This is a genomic window from Sphingomonas bacterium (assembly GCF_903644055.1).
Taxonomy (GTDB): Bacteria; Pseudomonadota; Alphaproteobacteria; order Sphingomonadales; family Sphingomonadaceae; genus Sphingomonas_I.
The window spans coordinates 1-16,645 of record NZ_CAHJXD010000019.1; the positions used below are offsets into that span (position 1 = coordinate 1).

The window sequence follows — 16,645 nt, forward strand, 5'->3', positions numbered from 1 at the left end:
GTGGTCCCCGTGGCGGACGCGACGGCGGCCGGGGTGGTGGTGGTCGTCGCGGCGGCGGCGGCGGTCGCCCCGGCGGTGGTGGTCCACGTGGCGGAGGGGGCGGTGCTTCGGGCGCCAGCTCGGATCGGGCAAATGCGCCGGCCTTCGATCCGACGCAGCAGGGTGCTGCGCGCTTCGGCTATCTGGCGCTGCCCGAGCCGGTGATCGCGGCCGACGCCGACTTCAACCGCGGGGTCAGCGAAATTGAATTCCGCCAGGCGGCGTCGCGGCGCTTCGCGCTGCTGGACGCCGACCATGATGGCGCGATCACGCGCGGGGAGTTGCCCAGGCTCGCCAACTATCGACAGCCCCGGCAAGGAGGGAAGCCAAAGCCCGAACGCGACGACGGCTAGGTGCGATCAGCCATAGGTGGCGCGATGCTCGTCGATCTTGCCGTCGGCGAGAAGTGCTGCCTGTTCGCGCCATTTCTCCTGATCGATATAGCCGGGGTCGGCGCCGAGCTTCTCCTCCAGCGCGGTCTCGTTGGCGGAGGAGAGGTTGGCGAGATCGGCATAGCGATAGACGCCGACCTCGTTGAGACGCTTCTCGCCGGGGGCGCCGATGCCGCGGATGCGCCCGAGATCGTCGCGCGTGAGATCCAGCGTCGCGGCGGTTGCCACCGGCGCGGCGACGGGAGCGACCGTGGGGGCGGTGACGGGACGCGCGCGTTCCAGCTCCGCGACGCGCGCATTGGCGGTCTCCAGCGCCGCGGCATGCTCGCGATTTTCCTCGATCCGCGCATCGCGCTCTGCCTCATAGGCGCGGCGCCACTTCGCGCTGCCCGAACGCGAGATCAGCCCGAGCAGCCAGCCGAGCAGCAGGACGAGGAAGAGGACGACCCACTGGTTGGTCGTGAACGTAGGCATGGACGGGCTCCAATCGATTTTTCTGGCACGACGACTAAGCCGTTGCGCCGCTCCGTCAACCGTGCGGGATCAGCTCTTCAGCATGTTGTCGCTGATAGAGCAGGCGGCCGGCCCCAGGATCACGATGAACAGCACCGGCAGGATGAACAGGATCAGCGGCACGGTCATGATCGCGGGCAGGCGCGCGGCCTTTTCCTCCGCCTTCATCATCCGCTCGTGCCGGAATTCGGCGGAGAGCACGCGCAGGGCGGAGGCGAGCGGGGTGCCGTATTTCTCGGTCTGGATCATCGTCGTGACGACGCCGCGCAGCGACTCCAGCTTGACGCGACTGGTCAGATTCTCGAACGCCATCCGTCGATCGGTGAGGAAGCCGAGCTCGATCGAGGTGAGCGCCAGTTCGTCGCCGAGCTCGGGATAGCCCTTGCCGATCTCGCGCGCGACGCGGGCGAAGGCGGCGTCCACCGTCAGCCCGGCCTCGGCGCAGATCACGAGCAGGTCGAGCGCGTCGGGCACGCCCTTGCGGATCGCGGCGGCGCGCTTGGTGACGAGATTGTCGAGGTAGATGTCGGGCGCCTTGTAGCTACCGATCAGGCTGCCCGCGACGAGCAGGTAGCGCTTGAGCCAGCTCCACTCGCCGAACATTCCGAACGCATAGACCGCGAGGATCACGCCCCCGCCGATCGCGACGGGCAACACCAGGCGCCCGAAGATCACGGTGATCGCGGCATCCTTGGTGCGGATGCCGGCCTGCGCGAGCTTGATCTGCGTGGCGCGCAACTGCGTATCCTGGAGCACCTTCAGCGAGGCGAGGACGTTGCGCATCCGATCGGTCGTTTGGCTCTTCCGGGCGAGCGTCGCGCGTTTGCGCGTCGAGGCGGTGATGCCGGCCTTGAGCTGTTCGCGCCGCTCGTTGAGCGCCTTGACGCGCCGCGCCATCGGATCGCGCGCCACCACGCCGGACCAGACCGCGATGACGAACCCGCCAAGCATCACCGCCGACAGCAGGGTGGCGGCCAGCGGCATGTTGATCGTCGAGAAGAGGTGCATCGCCATCAGATCTCGAAATTGATCATCTTGGCCATGATGAAGGCACCGATCGCCATCCATACCCCGCCCGCGCACGCCGTGATCATCAGCCGCGGATCGCGAAAGAAGCCGCCCATATAATCGGGGTTGATGTACCAGATCAGCCCGAAGACGATGAACGGCAGCGAGCCGATGATATAGGCCGAAGCCTTGGATTCGGAGGACATCGCCTTGATCTTGAGCCGCATCTGCATCCGCTTGCGCAAGACCTCCGCGAGGTTGGAGAGCGTCTCGGCGAGGTTGCCGCCGGTCTCGCGCTGGATCGAGAGGCTGATCACGAAGAACTGGAATTCGGGCGTCTGGAGGCGATCGGCGCTGTCCTGAAGCGAAGCTTCCATCGTGCGGCCGATCTTCATCTTGTCGGCGATGCCGCGGAATTCGGTGCCGACGGGATCGGGAAGCTCGCGCGAGACGACGCCGATCGTCTCCGAAATCGGCAGCCCCGATCGCAGCCCGCGCACCAGCAGTTCGATGGCATCGGGGAAGCGCGTGATGAAGCGGGTCGCGCGGCGCTGGCCCGTCCGCCCGACGAACCAGTGCGGGACGCCGATCCCGATCGCGAGCCCCAGGAAGAAGGTCAGCGGCAGCGGCAGTCCGCGTAGATAGAGCAACGCCCAGGCGACCACGACGAGCGCCGCCGACGCGATCGCATAATGGGTGACGGTCCAATGCCGGCCGGTGGCGGCGAGGCGGCGCTCCAGTAGCTCGCGGCGCGGCAGCAGTGCCCAGATGCCCTGCTCGATCCGGCCCTGCCGGTTGGCCGAGATGCGGCGGAGCTGGGTTTCGACATTGCTGTCGCAATGTCGCACGCGCAGCGCCTCCAGCCGGCGCTTGCGCGCCTTTTCGGGCTTGCCGCCGCCGACCAGCAGCGTGCCGAGCATCAGCCCGCTGCCGAGGAAGAGGAGCAGCAGCATCGTCATTTGGCGGGCGGAATTTTCTCGACCTTGAGCAGCTTGCGGAAGTCAGCGAGGCGATCGAGCAGCGATCCGTTCTGCTTGGGCGCGGCCTCCTCGCCGATGAGCTGATCCACCAGCGCCCCCAGCGCCGTCCCCGCCTTGCTGGCGCCCGCCACTTCGATGAAGGGCTTGCCGAGCTTGGCGGCCTGAACCGCGGCCTTGGCCTCGATCGGCACGACGATGTCGATCGGGCGTTCGACCGAGGCCTCGAACGATTTGCGGTCGATTTCATCGAGCGCCCCGCCCGCGACCTTGTTGGCGACGAGCAGGACCTTGCTGGAGGGCGCATTGCTCTTGAGCCACGAAAGCAGCCGGATCGTATCGCGCGTCGCGGCCAGCGTCAGCTCGGTCACGACGATCGCGGTGGTAATGCCCTGCATCAGCGCGGGATGCTGGATCAGCATCTGGCGCGGCAGATCGACCACGGTGAACGGGAAGGCGTTGCGCAATTCCTCCTGCAACTGGAGGAAGGCGCCGCCATCGCCCGTCACCGGCGTATGCATCGGCGCTTCGGCGGAGAGCACGCCCAGCCGCGTTCCCGCCTTTACCAGCGCCCGTTCGAGAAACAGTCCGTCGATGCGGCTGGGGTTTTCGATCGCATCGGTCAGGCCGCGGCCGGGCTCGATATCGAACGATAGCGCGCCCGTACCGAAATGGACGTCCAGATCGAGCAGCGCGGTGTTGCGCATGTGGCTCTCCGCCATCGCCCAGGCCGCCGATACCGCGACGGTCGTGGCGCCGACGCCGCCGCGCACGCCGATCACCGCCGCCTGAACATGCGGCGTCTTGGCGGTCTCCTCGCGCCCGCGCGCATCGGTCGCCTGGAGCTGCGCCTGCATGATCGCTTCATGGAGCTGCTGTTCGGTAAACGGCTTGACCAGATAATCCTGAATGCCGATCGCGATCAGCTCGCGATAGAAACGGACGTCGTTGGTCGTGCCGCAGGTGAGCACGATCGTGCCGGGCTCGCAGACCTCGGCGAGCGCATCGATCTCCTCGAGCGGATCGGCGGCCTCGGAAAGATCGACGAGCAGCACGCTGGGGCTGGAGGAGACGGCGAGCGTCTGGATGGCATAGCGCACGCCGCCATTGTGGATGCGCTCCATCGGCCAGCCCAGCGTTCCCGCGGTGGCGCGCGCCGCATCCTCCGAATCGAGGTCGCTGAGGAAGGCGCTGAACGGATCGCGCAGCGAGACACGCGGATTGAAGGGCGCGTTCATCAGCCGCCTCCCTTCGCGCTGACCTTTTCGATGCCCTGCTTGCCCGTCGGCTGCATCTCCCGCCACGCGCGGACCGCGCGCACCGCGACATCGACGTTCGAACCGGTGCTGCTCTTGCCGTGGAGCAGATCGGCGGGATCGGCGATCATCGCCGCGAGATTGAGCGCGGTGGCGCAACCATAGTTGGAGGACTGGCCTTCATGCGCCGGGATATCGGCATCGCTCCAGTCGGGGCAGCCCGGCACGGTCGCGCCCGTCGCGCCGACGAGCGGCTGGTGCGGGGACACCAGGCCGCGATCGCCGGCGGTACAGCCGCCGAGGAGCAGCATCGGCAAGAGCAGGGTGGAGCGGAAGGGGAGACGCATCTTGGGCTCCATCAGGGCTGCGAACCGGAAGCGACTCCGGCCGGCGAAGGGGATGCAGGCGCGGGGAGCGCCGGGGCGGGCGAGGGCATCGGGCGGCGCGCGCCGCTCTTGCCGTCATAGCTCTTGTCGCCGAGGATCCGCTCGGCCGTCGTCGCCGAACGATAGCCGTCGGTGGGCAGCGCGATCTGGTTGGCGTCCACCGGCTTCACGATATAGGGCGTGACCACCACCACGAGCTCGGTCTCCTGCTTGCGGAAACCGTTCGAGCGGAAGAGCGCGCCCAGCACGGGCAGATCGCCCAGGATCGGCGCCTTGTCGGTGCTGTTGTTGTGATCGTTCTGGAGCAGGCCGCCGATTACGAAGCTCTGCCCCGATCCCAGCTCCACCGTGGTATCGATCCGGCGCGTGGTGAGCGCGGGGATCGTGAAGCCGTTGAGCTTGACCGAACCCGAGTCCGAAAGCTGCGACACTTCGGGGCGGACGCGCATCGAGATGCGGCCGTTGGACATCACCGTCGGCGTGAAAGACAGGCTGACGCCATATTGCTTGAAGTCGACCGAGACGGTGCCGAGCCCCTGGCTCTGCGGGATCGGGATCTCGCCGCCGGCGAGGAAGCTCGCGGTCTCGCCCGACATTGCGGTGAGGTTGGGCTCGGCGAGCGTCGTCACCAGACCGTCGGTTTCTGCGAGATCGAGCACCTGGCGGATATCGACGCCGAGCAGCTTGCCGCCGAGCGCCAGCGTGGTGCCGACGCCGCTGTGCGTGAACTTGCTGAGATCGTCCGAGATCGCGCCGGAACGGCCCTGCGCGAGGCCGAAGATGAAGCCGCCCGTGCCGTCCGCCGTCTTATAGTTGAGGCCGATCGAGCGCGAGACGCTGCGGCTCACCTCGGCGATCTTGACCTGGAGGCTCACCTGCTGCGGTGTCGCTATCTTGAGATGGTTGAGGATCTGGCAAGCGCCGCCGGTGTAGAGCTCGGCGAGGTGTTGCGCTTCCTCGGCATCCTTCGGCGACAGCACCGTGCCCGTGAGCAGCACGATGTTCGCGCCCAGGGGCACGACATTGATGTCGTTTTCGGGCATCGCCGCGCGCAGCATCGCGCCGACGCCGGCGATATTGTTGCCGACGCGCACGCTCGACGACCAGACGACGGCGCCCGAGCGGTCGGTCGCGAAGATGCTGGTCTCGCCCGCCGCCTTGGCGAACAGATAGACCTGGGTCGGGCTCTTGACGTTGACGTCGGCGATCTTCTCGTCGGCGACGAACAGGCCCGATATCGCGCGGGGCAGGCGGATCAATTGGCCGCTGCCGATAGAGAGCGTGATCGCTCGCGCCGGCAGTTCGGCGTGCACGGCCGCCGCGCCGACGGTGCCGGGCACCATCACCGAAGAGGCATCGGCGGTGGCGATCGCCACGGCGGGGCCCTGCTGGGTCGGCGCAGGAGCGGCATCGGCGGGAAGCGTCGCCACGGGAAGCGACATCGCGGCGGCGAGCAGTACGCCACGGGAGACGGTGATGCGCATCAGTTCAGTCCCCCCACGAGCGTCTCGGTGATGGCTTGGCCGCGTGCGATCGTGACGCTCGTGCCTCGGGGGCGGTAGGTTTGTGCCGGTGCTGAGGGAGCCGGCGCCGAGATCGTCGGCGCCGAGGCTTTTCCCGGGACGTTACTCCGCTGGAAGCGACTGACGTCGGCGCCCGTCGTCACCGTGTCGCTCTCGATCGGGCGCGCGGCGACCTGGAGCAGCATCTGCTTTTCGGCCTTGGACATGTCGCCGTCGGGCACATCGATCTCACCCGCGGCGATCTGGCGTTCCAGTTCCATGCGATCGTCGGCGATCGGCCGGAGCGCCAGCGACAAGGCACCAAGCGCCTGCGCGACCGCGATCTTCTCGGTGATCTTGGGGGTCGCCTCGATCGTGACGTTGGAGAAGGTGGTGACCTGAGTCTTGCCCGCCTCGTCGACCGTCTTGTCGGTGCGCTGATCGGTGGCGAGGACGCGGAGGTTCTGGACGATCGTCTCGGTGGCGCGGAGCGGTGTGCCGTCGCCGCCGCCCGCGACGGTCTGCGTGAGCAGGAGATCGACTCGGTCACCCGGGAATACGAAGCCCGCGACGCCGCTCTGCGCGGAAACCGAAACGGTTACGGCGCGCATTCCCGGCCCCAGCGCTGCGGCGAGAAAGCCGCGATCGCCCGGCTTGACCAATGCGCCTTGCGTGAGCGGCTGTCCCGCCGTGACGGGATAGCGGACTACCGAGCCCGTCAGCGTCTGGGCATTCTGTGCCCCGCGCAGGAAATAGGCCTTCTCGACCAGATCCTTGGGCCAGGGCTGATAGCGAAAGGCATCGGGCGTGAGGATCGTACCCGGCGCCAGCGTGCGGATCGCCACCAGGACTTCGGGACCGGTCGATACGGGCGGAGCAGACGGCGTCGCCGCGGAGGCGGGAGCGGTCGGCCCGCCGCTGACCAGATTGCGCGCGAACAAGGCGCAGACGAGCGCGAAGACCAGCGCTCCCGCCATCAGCAACACCTTGCGAGGATTCATCGAATCATGCCCTTCACTCGCTCACACAGCGGGAGCGCGAGGGATCATGCGGCGGCTATGGTTAAGATATCGTTCGTCATGATCAGCAGGGCGGCGCCGGCGATCGCGACGCCATAGGGTATCTCGGGCCGCTCCTCACTGCCGCGCGCGAGCTTGATCGCGAGCATCGCGACGGTGAGGATGCCGCCGCCGATGCTCATCAGCATAATCAGCTTGAGAAGCAGCCCGACGGGGAGCCACAGCGCCAGCGCGGCGATCAGCTTGACGTCGCCGCCGCCCATCATCCCGAGCGCGAAGGCCAGCCCGAAGAGCAGCAGCATCAGCGCGGCGCCGGCAAGCTGAAGGCCGGCACCGGCCACGCTCAGTCCGCTGGCCACCCACCAGGCCAGGCCGAGCAGCGCCACCGCCAGGTTGAGCCGATTCGCGATCGTGCGGCTGCGCAGATCGGTAACGATCGCCGTGACCAGCAGCGCCGCCAACAGCGCCAGCAGGATGATCTGTGCGGGGTTCACGCATCCGAGCCTAGACGCGAGGCCTTGCGAAACCGTAACCGGAACGGATGACCGGGCGCACCACCGATATCGCGATCATCGGCGCCGGGATCGCGGGCGCCAGCCTCGCCGCCGCGATCGGCGATCGCGCACGCGTGCTGCTGATCGAGGCGGAGACGCATCCGGGCTATCATTCGACGGGCCGATCGGCGGCCTTCTGGTCCGAAAGCTATGGCGGTCCCGTCGTGCAGCCGCTGACCAGCGCTTCGGCGGACGGGCTCGCGCCTTATCTCCGCCCGCGCGGCTGCCTGCACATCGCGGATGCGGAAGGCGAGGCCGCGCTCGATGCGCTGGCGGCCGATTTTTCCGGGCGGGCGCCTGTGCTGGAGCCCGTCGATCGGCTCGCGCTGCACGCCTGGCTTCCCGGCCTCGCGCCGCGTTACGCCCGCGCTTTGTCCGAACCGAGCTGCCAAGATATCGATGTCGCGGCCTATCATGCCGATCTGCTGGCGAGCGCGAGGCGGGCGGGGGCGAAAATGCTGACCGACGCCGAGGTCATGAATATCGAGCGGAAGGGCGCGACTTGGCGCCTTTCGACCCGCGCGGGCCCGGTACAAGCTGCCTGCCTCGTCGATGCCGCAGGCGCCTGGGCAAGCAGGATCGCGGCGCTGGCGGGTGCCTCGCCGATCGCCGTGACGGCCTACCGCCGCACCGTGATCCAGCTCGTCACCGAGCCGGCGGCACCCGCCGATCTGCCGCTGATCATGGACGCATTGGAGCGCTTCTACTTCAAGCCCGAGGCGGGCGGGCGGCTCTGGCTGTCGCCGCACGACGAGAGCGAATGCGTCGCGCAGGATGCCGCCCCCGAGGAGATCGACGTCGCAACCGCGATCGATCGCTTCGAGCAGGCGATCGATTGGCGGGTCGTCAAGCGTGAGCGCGCCTGGGCAGGGCTGCGCAGCTTCGCGCCGGATCGCGCGCCGATCTACGGTTACGATCGCGCGGTGCCCGGCTTCTTCTGGTTCGCGGGGCAGGGCGGCTTCGGCATCCAGACCGCTCCGGCCGCGGCGGCGATCGGCGCGTCCCTGCTGCTCAATGCGCCGCTCCCGCCGAGCGTCAGCCATATCGACGTCGCCCGCTACGGGGCCGAGCGCTTCTCCGGCTGAAGCCTAAGGCAGGATCGCGAGTATTTCGATGGCATCTTCCCTGCCGCCGAACGGCAGCTTCTCGCCGACCCCTGCGCCGATCAGCGCGCGGGCCAGTGGTGCCGTGAACGCGATCCGCGCCGCAGCGGGATCGGCTTCATCATGTCCAACGATCTCAATCGTCTGTTCCTTGTCGTTTGAACGAAACCTCACTCGCGAGCCGAAGGCGATTTCGTTATCCGACGAAGTTTGCGCCAGACGCGCAGTAGCCAGGCGCTGCCGCCAATAGCGCAGATCGCGCGCGCGTTCGGCGGCCGACGCTTCATCGCCGCCGTCCGCGGCCTCCAGTTCGGCGACGCGCGCCTGTATGAGCAAAAGCCCGCGCGACGTCACGAGGTTGGGGCCGGGCGGGATCGGCAGTTCGAAGCGCGGCTCCTTATGCTCCTCGTCGCTCTCGCGCCGGAATGCGACACTCATCCCTGATCTCCTTTCACGGAGAACGGACGGGCCGGTGCGGGGCTCCGCATCGCCGCCAATGCGGCCGCGCTCGCCAGCCGATCGGCGCGTTCGTTGTCGGGATGACCGGCGTGGCCCTTGACCCATTGCCATTCGATCCGGTGCGGCGCCGCCGCCTCGACCAGAGCGCGCCAGAGATCGGCATTCTTGACCGGCTGCCTGGCGGCGGTGCGCCAGCCGTTGCGCTGCCAGCCCGCGAGCCATTTGGTGAGCCCGTCCATGACGTAGCGGCTGTCGGTCGAAAGCGTGACGCGGCAGGGGCGCTTGAGCGCGGAGAGCCCCTCGATCGCCGCCGTCAATTCCATGCGGTTGTTGGTCGTGGCGCGCTCGCCGCCGGAGATTTCCTTCTCCTTGCCGCCCGAGCGAATCACCGCGCCCCAGCCGCCCGGACCGGGGTTGCCCTTGCACGCGCCATCGGTGGCGAGCTCGACATGCGCGAGCTCGCTCATCGAAACAGCACCGTACCCGCGTCGCGGTAGAAAGCCAGGCGGCGCGTGTAAGCGAGGGGATCCTTGCGCGTGACCAGCGCATCGGCGGGCGTGTTGAGCCAATCCCACGCGCGGGTCAGCGCGAAGCGGATGCACGCGCCCATCGCCAGCGTCGGCAGGATCGCGCGATCCTCGGCGGACAAGGGGAAGCCTTCCGCATATCCGGCGAGCAAAGCCGCGCTGACACCGTCGTCATAGCGCGCGCCGCTCGGATCGAAGCACCAGGCCGAATGCATGATCGCCAGATCGTAGAGCCGCAGATCGGAGCAGGCGAAGTAAAAGTCGATCAGCCCGGTGACGGCATCGCCCCGCATGAGGACGTTATCGGGAAACAGATCGGCGTGAATGACGAGCCGGTCCCCCGAAAGCGGCCACGCCGGCAGCACCGTATCGAGCCCGCGTTGCAGCGTCGCCCGCAAATCGGGATCGATCCCGTCGAGATCGGGTCCGCAGCGTGCGAACAGCGGCGCCCAGGCCCGATGGCCCAGCGCGTTGGGCCGTTCGGGCGCGAAATCGGCGAGCGAGCGATGCATCGCCGCCATCGCTTTCGCCGCGGCCCGCGCCTGCGCCGGGGTCGGGCGGGTCAGCGAGACGCCAGGCAGGAAACGGATCAGGCAGGCGGGGCGCCCCTCCAGCACATGGATCGTCCGGCCCTCGCAATCCGCGACGGCGGGCGGAACGGGGTTGCCGCGCGCCGCGAGATGATCGAGCAAGGCGAGGAAGAAAGGCAGGTCGCCCGCGGCCACGCGCTTCTCGTACAGCGTCAGGATGAAGCGGCCACCGCTGGTATCGACGAGGTAATTGCTGTTCTCGACGCCCTCGGCGATGCCCTTGGCCGACACCAAAGTGCCGACATCGAATCGCGTCAGGAACTCCGCCAGCGCTTCGGCCGGAACATGCGTGTAAACCGCCATCTCGCTCAGCCGTCCGCCCCGCAGTCCATCGCATCCCCCTATGCGCTCGCTTGCTTCGGCGAAAGCCGCTTCCTATGGAGCGACACCCGCTCATGGCGCTCGAGGCTGACACTTTGAATCGTATCCGATTGCTCCCGCTCGGCCTGCTGTTGCTGACCGCCGCCTGCGCGAAGGGCAAGTCCGATCTCGACGAAACGGGCGGCCTGCGGATCACGCGATCGACCTGCCCGGCGGTGGCGATCCCGACCTATACCGGCGACGTTTCGCTCTTCAGCCCGGTGCAGAGCCACGATGCCCGCGCGCTCGACGTCAGCGCGACGATCACCAATCTGCGCACCAGTTGCAACGAGACCGGTTCGCCGGTGAGGGTCGATGTGACCTTCGATGTCGTCGCGCAGCGTGCCGGCCGCGGCGGCGCGCGCGATGTCGTGCTGCCTTATTATTGGACGGTGGTGCAGGCCGGCACGAAGATCCTCTCCAAGCAGGTCGCCAACGTCCATATCCATTTCGATGACGGGCAGGTGCGCGGCATCGGAACCGCCGGTGCCGCGGCGGCGATCGACAAGGCAGCGGCATCGCTGCCGGCCTCCATATCCGAACGGCTCAATCGCAAGCGCAAGGCGGGCGATGCCGATGCGTCGATCGATCCGATGGCCGATCCCAAGATTCGCCGGCAGGTCAACCAAGCCAATTTCGAATTGCTGATCGGTTTCCAGCTCACCCCCGAGCAGCTTGCCTATAACGCCACCCGATAAGTTTCGGCGGGCGTTGACTTGGCTGCCCCGCCGCGCCATCCCTTGGCCGTCGCCGCCGGGCAACCGGCGGGCGGACGCGCGGGAGAAGGCGGGTTTCATTCCTCGATCGTAGCCGGCCCGGCCGGCGGATCGGTCGGGAAGGGGGTTCGCCGCCGAAGGAGCAACCGCCCCGGAATCTCTCAGGTCAAAAGGACCGCGCGGCCGCAGTTGGCGCTCTGGAAAGCGGGTGTTCCCTGGCGGGACGCCCCACCGAAGGGGTAAGCGAAGAGGCAGCACCTCGACGCGAAAGCTCTCAGGTCCCGTGACAGAGGGGGCAGCGATCCGAGCATCGGCATCAGCCGATGCCAGCGGGCGTTGCACTTGCCGGGGATTTGAGCCGATGAGCGAAGACGAAGCGCCCGAGACGATCGAGACGCTGCCGCTCGATGGCTGGCATCGCGGGCAGGGCGCGCGGATGGTGCCCTTCGCGGGCTATCACATGCCGATCCAATATGAAGGCATCATCGCCGAACATCTCTGGACGCGCGAAAGCGCGGGCCTGTTCGACGTCAGCCACATGGGCCAATTGACGATCTCGGGCGAGGGCGCGGCCAGCGCGCTGGAAGCCTCGCTGCCCGGCGATATCGAGGGGCTGGCGCCCGGCAGGATGCGCTATTCGGTGCTGCTCGGCGACGAGGGCGGCATCCTCGACGATCTGATCGTAACGCGGCTGCCGTCCGCAAACCCGTTCGAGGAGGCGGAGGGCGGCTTCTACATGGTCGTCAACGGCGCGACCAAGTGGGACGATATCGCGACGCTACACGAGCGGCTGCCCGAAGAGGTGACGCTCAACCATCGCGACGAACAGGCGCTGCTGGCGTTGCAGGGGCCGAAGGCGGTGGACGCACTTGCGCGGCTGGCACCCGGTGTCGCGGCGTTGAGCTTCATGGAGGCGGGCGCCTTTACGATCGACGGTGTGCCCGCCTGGGTGAGCCGATCGGGCTATACGGGCGAGGACGGCTTCGAGATTTCGATCCCGGCCGATGCCGCCGAGGCGGTGGCGGCGGCGCTGGCCGCGCAGCCCGAGGTCAAGCCGATCGGTCTCGGCGCGCGCGATTCGCTGCGGCTGGAGGCGGGGTTGCCGCTCTATGGGCACGATCTCGACGAGCGGGTCGATCCGATCTCGGCGGGGCTCGGCTTCGCGATCTCGAAGCGGCGGCGGAGCGAAGGCGGCTTTCCCGGCGCGGACAAGACGCTGGGCTTCCTCACGGATGGGCCGCCCGCCAGGCGGATCGGCCTGACGATCGAGGGCCGCCAACCGGCGCGCGAGGGCGCGCAGATCTACGATGGCGACAAGGTGGTGGGCACGATCACCTCGGGGGGATTCAGTCCCAGCCTGCAAGTGCCGATCGCCATGGGCATGGTGAGCGCCGGGCGCGCCGTACTGGGCACCGCGCTGGAGATCGAGGTGCGGGGCAGGCGCCTTGCCGCAACGGTCGCCGCAATGCCCTTCGTCCCCCACCGCTATCACCGCAAGGGAGCCTGATCCGATGCCGACCTATTTCACCAAGGACCATGAATGGATCGCGGTAGAGGGCGATAGCGCCACCGTCGGCATCACCGATTATGCGCAGGCGCAGCTCGGCGACGTCGTGTTCGTCGAGGTGCCCCCGGCGGGGACGGCGGTGGAGAAGGGGAAGGAGGCGGCGGTCGTCGAATCGGTCAAGGCGGCGTCCGACGTCTATGCGCCGGTTTCGGGCGAGGTGATCGAGGGCAATGCCGCGCTGGAGGCCGATCCCGCGCTGGTCAACACGTCTCCCGAAACGGAAGGCTGGTTCTTCAAGCTGACGCTTTCCAACGAGGGCGAGCTGGAAGGCCTGATGGACGCGACCGCGTACAAGGCTTTCGTGGCGGGGTTGTGATCGCCCGCCGGCCCATGACCGCACTCCGCCTCATGATGAGAAAGCCCGCCTGATGCGCTTCCTGCCGCTTACCGACGACGATCGCGCCGCGATGCTGGACGTGATCGGCGCGCCTTCGATCGATGCTTTGTTCGCCGACGTGCCCGAAGCGGCGCGGCTGACCGGGCCGATCGGGGGATTGCCGCTGCACGCCTCGGAGATGGCGGTCGAGCGGCAGCTCAAGCGCCTGGCGGCCGAAAATCTGGTGGCGGGGGAGGTGCCCTTCTTCCTCGGTTGCGGCGCCTATCGGCATCACATCCCCGCGACTGTCGATCATATCATCCAGCGCGGCGAGTTTCTGACCAGCTACACGCCCTATCAGCCCGAGATCGCGCAGGGCACGCTCCAGGCGCTGTTCGAATTCCAGACGCAGGTCGCGGCTTTGCTCGGCTGCGAGGTCGCCAACGCCTCAATGTACGACGGCTCCACCGCCTGCTGGGAAGCGATTGGCATGGCCCGGCGTATCACGCGGAAAAGGAAGGCGATCCTGTCGGCCGATCTTCATCCGCACTATGTCTCTTTATGCACGACGATGGCGAAGTTCACCGGCGACGTGCTGGAGACGGCGCTGCCGACGCTCGATGCCGACGCGCCCGCCAACGAACGCGCGCGGCTGATCGCCGCGATCGACGGTGATACGAGCTGCGTCGTCGTCCAGAATCCCTCGATCCTCGGCCATATCGGCGATTGGTCCGAGCTCGCGGAGGCCTGCCATGCGAAGGGCGCGCTGCTCGTCATGGTCGTCACCGAGCCGGTATCGCTGGGCGCAATCAAGTCGCCGGGCGAGATGGACGCGGATATCGTCGTGGGCGAGGGGCAGTCGATCGGGGTCGGCCTCAACTTCGGCGGCCCCTATGTCGGCCTGTTCGCTACGCGCGAGAAATATGTCCGCCAGATGCCCGGCCGGCTGTGCGGCGAGACTATCGATGCTACGGGCAAACGCGGCTTCGTCTTGACGCTTTCGACGCGCGAGCAGCATATCCGCCGCGAAAAGGCGACGAGCAATATCTGCACGAATGCGGGGCTTTGCGCGCTGGCCTTCACGGTGCACATGAGCCTGCTGGGTGAGGCGGGGCTGCGCAGGCTCGCGGCGTTGAATCACGCCAGGGCGGTGGCCGCCGCGGATCGACTCATCGCGCTTTCCGGCGTCGAGCTGGTTACGCCGAACTTCTTCAACGAATTCACCCTGCGGCTGCCTAGTGAGTCGCGCCCGGTGGTGCGCGCGATGGCGGCAAAGGGGGTGCTCGGCGGCGTATCGCTGGGGCGGCTCTATCCCGGCGTCGAGGCGCTGGCGAACGGGCTCGTCGTGGCGGTGACCGAGACGACCAGCGACGAGGATATCGAGCAACTCGCCGCCGCGCTCGAGGAGGCATTGGCATGACGATCAATCCGAGCGGCTGGCGGCCCGAGCAAAGCGCCGCCAACGACAGCGCCGACAGCCCGACCTTCACGGGCAACCGCGCGCTGATGCTGGAGGAGCCGCTGATCTTCGAGATCGGCAGCACCGCCACGACCGGCATCGACTTCGAAGATGTGCCCGCAGGCGGCAACCGTCTCGGCGGGCTCGAACGCACCGCGCCGATCGGCTGCTATGGGCTTTCGGAGCCCGAGACGGTGCGGCACTTCACGCGGCTGAGCCGCCAGAATTATGCGATCGATCTCGGGCTGTTCCCGCTCGGCTCCTGCACGATGAAGCATAATCCCCGGATCAACGAGAAGATGGCGCGGCTGCCGGGCTTCGCCGACATCCATCCGTTGCAGCCCGCCGAGACGGTGCAGGGGGCTTTCGCGGTGATCCATCTGGTGGGCGAATGGCTGACCAGGCTCACCGGCATGGCGGCGGTGGCGATGAGCCCGAAGGCGGGCGCGCACGGCGAGCTCTGCGGGTTGCTGGCGATCCGCTCGGCGCTGGAGGCGCGCGGCGATGCCCGCCGGGTCGTGCTGGTGCCCGAGAGCGCGCACGGCACCAATCCGGCGACCGCGGCCTTCTGTGGCTATGCGGTCGAGACAATTCCGGCGACCGGGGCGGGGCGCGTCGATCGCGCCGCGCTGGAAGCGCGGCTGGGGCCGGACGTCGCGGCGGTGATGATCACCAACCCGAACACCTGCGGGCTGTTCGAACCCGAACTCAAGGCGATCGCCGATGCGGTGCATGCGGCGGGCGCTTTGGTCTATTGCGACGGCGCCAATTTCAACGCGATCGTCGGCAAGGTCCGCCCCGGCGATCTCGGCGTCGACGCGATGCACATCAACCTGCACAAGACCTTTTCGACCCCGCACGGCGGCGGCGGTCCGGGCTCGGGCCCGGTGGTGTTCTCGGAAGCGCTCGCCCCGTTCGCGCCGCTGCCCTTCGTTGAGAAGCAGGGCGACCTGTATGTGCTGATCGAAGAGGAGACGGCGGGCGAGCACCACGGCCAGAGCTTCGGCCGGATGGCGGCGTTCCACGGCCAGATGGGGATGTTCACGCGCGCGGCGAGCTATATGCTCAGCCATGGCGCCGACGGGCTCAAGCAGGTCGCCGAGGATGCCGTGCTCAACGCCAATTATGTGCTGCGGAGCTTGGAGGATCTGCTCGATGCGCCCTTCGCGACGAGCGGGCCGTGCATGCACGAGGCCTTGTTCACCGATGAGGGGCTGAGCGGCGGCATCTCGACGCTCGACATCGCCAAGGGGCTGATCGACGAGGGCTATCATCCGATGACGGTTTATTTTCCGCTCGTCGTCCATGGCGCGATGCTGATCGAGCCGACCGAGACCGAGAGCAAGGCTTCGCTCGATCAGTTCATCGGCGCGCTGCGATCGGTCGCCGAACGCGCGCGGGCGGGCGACGCCAGCCTCAAGGCAGCGCCGGTCCATGCGCCGCGCCACCGCCTCGACGAGACCGCCGCCGCGCGGAAGCCGGTCCTCACATGGAAGGACAGCGCCGAGGCGGCCGAATAAGCGTCAGGCCTCGCGCTTCGCGGCGGTCCAGAGCCGTTCCTTGGCGTCGAGGGGTAGTGCGGCGAAGCCGGAGCCACCGGCGGCTTCGATCTCGCGGAAGCGGCGTTCGAACTTGGCATTGGCAGCGCGCAAGGCCTCCTCGGGCTCGATACCCAGCTTGCGCGCATAATTGACGACCGAGAACAGCAGATCGCCGACCTCCTCGGTGCGTGCGGCATGGCCGGGCGCATCCTCGATCTCGGCCAGTTCCTCGACGATCTTGGCGCGCGCGCCGCCGGCATCGGGCCAGTCGAAGCCGGTCCGCGCGGCGCGCTTCTGGAGCTTCTCGGCGCGCATCAGCGCGGGCAGGGCGCGCGCGACGCCGGCGAGCGCGCTCGGATCG

General features: G+C 67.9%; 19 protein-coding genes and 1 riboswitch. Of the genes, 7 read left to right on the forward strand and 12 right to left on the reverse strand.

What is annotated here, in order from left to right:
* The coding region (locus HUU94_RS00655) for an EF-hand domain-containing protein (RefSeq protein ID WP_217429529.1) at nt 1–392 on the forward strand (392 nt) is incomplete at its 5' end.
* A 6-nt stretch (nt 393–398) separates the two neighbouring features.
* Here the strand turns inward: HUU94_RS00655 and HUU94_RS00660 are convergent.
* The 8 genes from HUU94_RS00660 to HUU94_RS00695 form a co-directional block, all read right to left on the reverse strand.
* Entirely contained in the window at nt 399–905 is a 507-nt protein-coding gene (locus HUU94_RS00660) for a hypothetical protein (protein WP_174273206.1), read from the reverse strand.
* Nucleotides 906–974: 69 nt separating this feature from the next.
* Nucleotides 975–1,958 (reverse strand): type II secretion system F family protein, encoded by a 984-nt coding sequence (locus tag HUU94_RS00665; RefSeq protein WP_174273207.1) that lies wholly within the window; start codon nt 1,956–1,958, stop codon nt 975–977.
* A complete protein-coding gene (locus HUU94_RS00670) occupies nt 1,958–2,911 on the reverse strand; it encodes a type II secretion system F family protein (protein ID WP_174273208.1) in 954 nt (317 codons plus the stop codon). The genes HUU94_RS00665 and HUU94_RS00670 overlap by 1 nt, the downstream gene beginning before the upstream one ends.
* Nucleotides 2,908–4,167 carry an AAA family ATPase gene (locus HUU94_RS00675; protein WP_174273209.1) on the reverse strand — a complete coding sequence of 420 codons (1,260 nt, stop codon included), beginning with the start codon at nt 4,165–4,167 and terminating at the stop codon, nt 2,908–2,910. Before HUU94_RS00675 ends, HUU94_RS00670 begins: the two co-directional genes overlap by 4 nt.
* Complete coding sequence (locus HUU94_RS00680; RefSeq protein WP_174273210.1) at nt 4,167–4,532, reverse strand: CpaD family pilus assembly lipoprotein; 366 nt, start codon at nt 4,530–4,532, stop codon at nt 4,167–4,169. Before HUU94_RS00680 ends, HUU94_RS00675 begins: the two co-directional genes overlap by 1 nt.
* Before the next feature lie 11 nt (nt 4,533–4,543).
* Nucleotides 4,544–6,055: a type II and III secretion system protein family protein gene (locus HUU94_RS00685; protein WP_254601814.1), complete on the reverse strand. Its 1,512-nt coding sequence runs from the start codon at nt 6,053–6,055 to the stop codon at nt 4,544–4,546.
* The gene (gene cpaB / locus HUU94_RS00690; RefSeq protein ID WP_174273211.1) at nt 6,055–7,074 is read right to left on the reverse strand and encodes a Flp pilus assembly protein CpaB; all 1,020 of its coding nucleotides are present in this window, start codon (nt 7,072–7,074) and stop codon (nt 6,055–6,057) included. The genes HUU94_RS00685 and cpaB overlap by 1 nt, the downstream gene beginning before the upstream one ends.
* Before the next feature lie 44 nt (nt 7,075–7,118).
* The gene (locus tag HUU94_RS00695; protein ID WP_254601815.1) at nt 7,119–7,553 is read right to left on the reverse strand and encodes an A24 family peptidase; all 435 of its coding nucleotides are present in this window, start codon (nt 7,551–7,553) and stop codon (nt 7,119–7,121) included.
* Nucleotides 7,554–7,633: 80 nt separating this feature from the next.
* Here HUU94_RS00695 and HUU94_RS00700 point away from each other — a divergent pair, with 80 nt between their 5' ends.
* Nucleotides 7,634–8,731 carry an NAD(P)/FAD-dependent oxidoreductase gene (locus HUU94_RS00700; protein ID WP_174273213.1) on the forward strand — a complete coding sequence of 366 codons (1,098 nt, stop codon included), beginning with the start codon at nt 7,634–7,636 and terminating at the stop codon, nt 8,729–8,731.
* Nucleotides 8,732–8,734: 3 nt separating this feature from the next.
* Here the strand turns inward: HUU94_RS00700 and HUU94_RS00705 are convergent, their stop codons facing one another.
* From HUU94_RS00705 to thrB, 3 genes are read right to left on the reverse strand one after another with little or no spacing between them, the layout of a single operon-like run.
* Nucleotides 8,735–9,187 (reverse strand): GreA/GreB family elongation factor, encoded by a 453-nt coding sequence (locus tag HUU94_RS00705; protein WP_174273214.1) that lies wholly within the window; start codon nt 9,185–9,187, stop codon nt 8,735–8,737.
* Nucleotides 9,184–9,675, reverse strand: a complete 492-nt coding sequence (rnhA, locus tag HUU94_RS00710; RefSeq protein WP_174273215.1) for a ribonuclease HI — start codon at nt 9,673–9,675, stop codon at nt 9,184–9,186. The genes HUU94_RS00705 and rnhA overlap by 4 nt, the downstream gene beginning before the upstream one ends.
* Nucleotides 9,672–10,628, reverse strand: coding sequence for a homoserine kinase (thrB, locus tag HUU94_RS00715; protein WP_174273216.1), 957 nt, complete (start codon nt 10,626–10,628; stop codon nt 9,672–9,674). The genes rnhA and thrB overlap by 4 nt, the downstream gene beginning before the upstream one ends.
* A 113-nt stretch (nt 10,629–10,741) precedes the next feature.
* Here thrB and HUU94_RS00720 point away from each other — a divergent pair, with 113 nt between their 5' ends.
* The 5 genes from HUU94_RS00720 to gcvPB all read left to right on the forward strand — a co-directional run bounded on the left by HUU94_RS00720 (nt 10,742) and on the right by gcvPB (nt 16,263).
* Nucleotides 10,742–11,383, forward strand: a complete 642-nt coding sequence (locus HUU94_RS00720) for a hypothetical protein (protein WP_254601817.1) — start codon at nt 10,742–10,744, stop codon at nt 11,381–11,383.
* A 69-nt stretch (nt 11,384–11,452) separates the two neighbouring features.
* A riboswitch (glycine riboswitch) is annotated at nt 11,453–11,589 on the forward strand.
* A gap of 173 nt (nt 11,590–11,762) precedes the next feature.
* Nucleotides 11,763–12,908, forward strand: coding sequence for a glycine cleavage system aminomethyltransferase GcvT (gene gcvT, locus HUU94_RS00725; protein WP_174273218.1), 1,146 nt, complete (start codon nt 11,763–11,765; stop codon nt 12,906–12,908).
* A 4-nt stretch (nt 12,909–12,912) separates the two neighbouring features.
* Nucleotides 12,913–13,284, forward strand: coding sequence for a glycine cleavage system protein GcvH (gene gcvH / locus HUU94_RS00730; protein ID WP_174273219.1), 372 nt, complete (start codon nt 12,913–12,915; stop codon nt 13,282–13,284).
* A gap of 52 nt (nt 13,285–13,336) precedes the next feature.
* Nucleotides 13,337–14,704, forward strand: coding sequence for an aminomethyl-transferring glycine dehydrogenase subunit GcvPA (gene gcvPA, locus HUU94_RS00735; protein WP_174273220.1), 1,368 nt, complete (start codon nt 13,337–13,339; stop codon nt 14,702–14,704).
* Nucleotides 14,701–16,263 (forward strand): aminomethyl-transferring glycine dehydrogenase subunit GcvPB, encoded by a 1,563-nt coding sequence (gene gcvPB, locus HUU94_RS00740; protein WP_174273221.1) that lies wholly within the window; start codon nt 14,701–14,703, stop codon nt 16,261–16,263. Before gcvPA ends, gcvPB begins: the two co-directional genes overlap by 4 nt.
* Before the next feature lie 3 nt (nt 16,264–16,266).
* Here gcvPB and HUU94_RS00745 read toward each other — a convergent pair.
* Nucleotides 16,267–16,645: MazG nucleotide pyrophosphohydrolase domain-containing protein (locus tag HUU94_RS00745; protein WP_302480167.1), on the reverse strand; the 379-nt coding region annotated here is incomplete at its 5' end.

Bases quoted from the DNA above. Each gene is read 5' to 3' on its own strand.
- HUU94_RS00660 (WP_174273206.1), bottom strand. From the start codon at position 905: ATGCCTACGTTCACGACCAACCAGTGGGTCGTCCTCTTCCTCGTCCTG.
- HUU94_RS00665 (WP_174273207.1), bottom strand. From the start codon at position 1,958: ATGGCGATGCACCTCTTCTCGACGATCAACATGCCGCTGGCCGCCACC.
- HUU94_RS00670 (WP_174273208.1), bottom strand. From the start codon at position 2,911: ATGACGATGCTGCTGCTCCTCTTCCTCGGCAGCGGGCTGATGCTCGGC.
- HUU94_RS00675 (WP_174273209.1), bottom strand. From the start codon at position 4,167: ATGAACGCGCCCTTCAATCCGCGTGTCTCGCTGCGCGATCCGTTCAGC.
- HUU94_RS00680 (WP_174273210.1), bottom strand. From the start codon at position 4,532: ATGCGTCTCCCCTTCCGCTCCACCCTGCTCTTGCCGATGCTGCTCCTC.
- HUU94_RS00685 (WP_254601814.1), bottom strand. From the start codon at position 6,055: ATGCGCATCACCGTCTCCCGTGGCGTACTGCTCGCCGCCGCGATGTCG.
- cpaB (WP_174273211.1), bottom strand. From the start codon at position 7,074: ATGAATCCTCGCAAGGTGTTGCTGATGGCGGGAGCGCTGGTCTTCGCG.
- HUU94_RS00700 (WP_174273213.1), top strand. From the start codon at position 7,634: ATGACCGGGCGCACCACCGATATCGCGATCATCGGCGCCGGGATCGCG.
- HUU94_RS00705 (WP_174273214.1), bottom strand. From the start codon at position 9,187: ATGAGTGTCGCATTCCGGCGCGAGAGCGACGAGGAGCATAAGGAGCCG.
- rnhA (WP_174273215.1), bottom strand. From the start codon at position 9,675: ATGAGCGAGCTCGCGCATGTCGAGCTCGCCACCGATGGCGCGTGCAAG.
- thrB (WP_174273216.1), bottom strand. From the start codon at position 10,628: ATGGCGGTTTACACGCATGTTCCGGCCGAAGCGCTGGCGGAGTTCCTG.
- gcvT (WP_174273218.1), top strand. From the start codon at position 11,763: ATGAGCGAAGACGAAGCGCCCGAGACGATCGAGACGCTGCCGCTCGAT.
- gcvH (WP_174273219.1), top strand. From the start codon at position 12,913: ATGCCGACCTATTTCACCAAGGACCATGAATGGATCGCGGTAGAGGGC.
- gcvPA (WP_174273220.1), top strand. From the start codon at position 13,337: ATGCGCTTCCTGCCGCTTACCGACGACGATCGCGCCGCGATGCTGGAC.
- gcvPB (WP_174273221.1), top strand. From the start codon at position 14,701: ATGACGATCAATCCGAGCGGCTGGCGGCCCGAGCAAAGCGCCGCCAAC.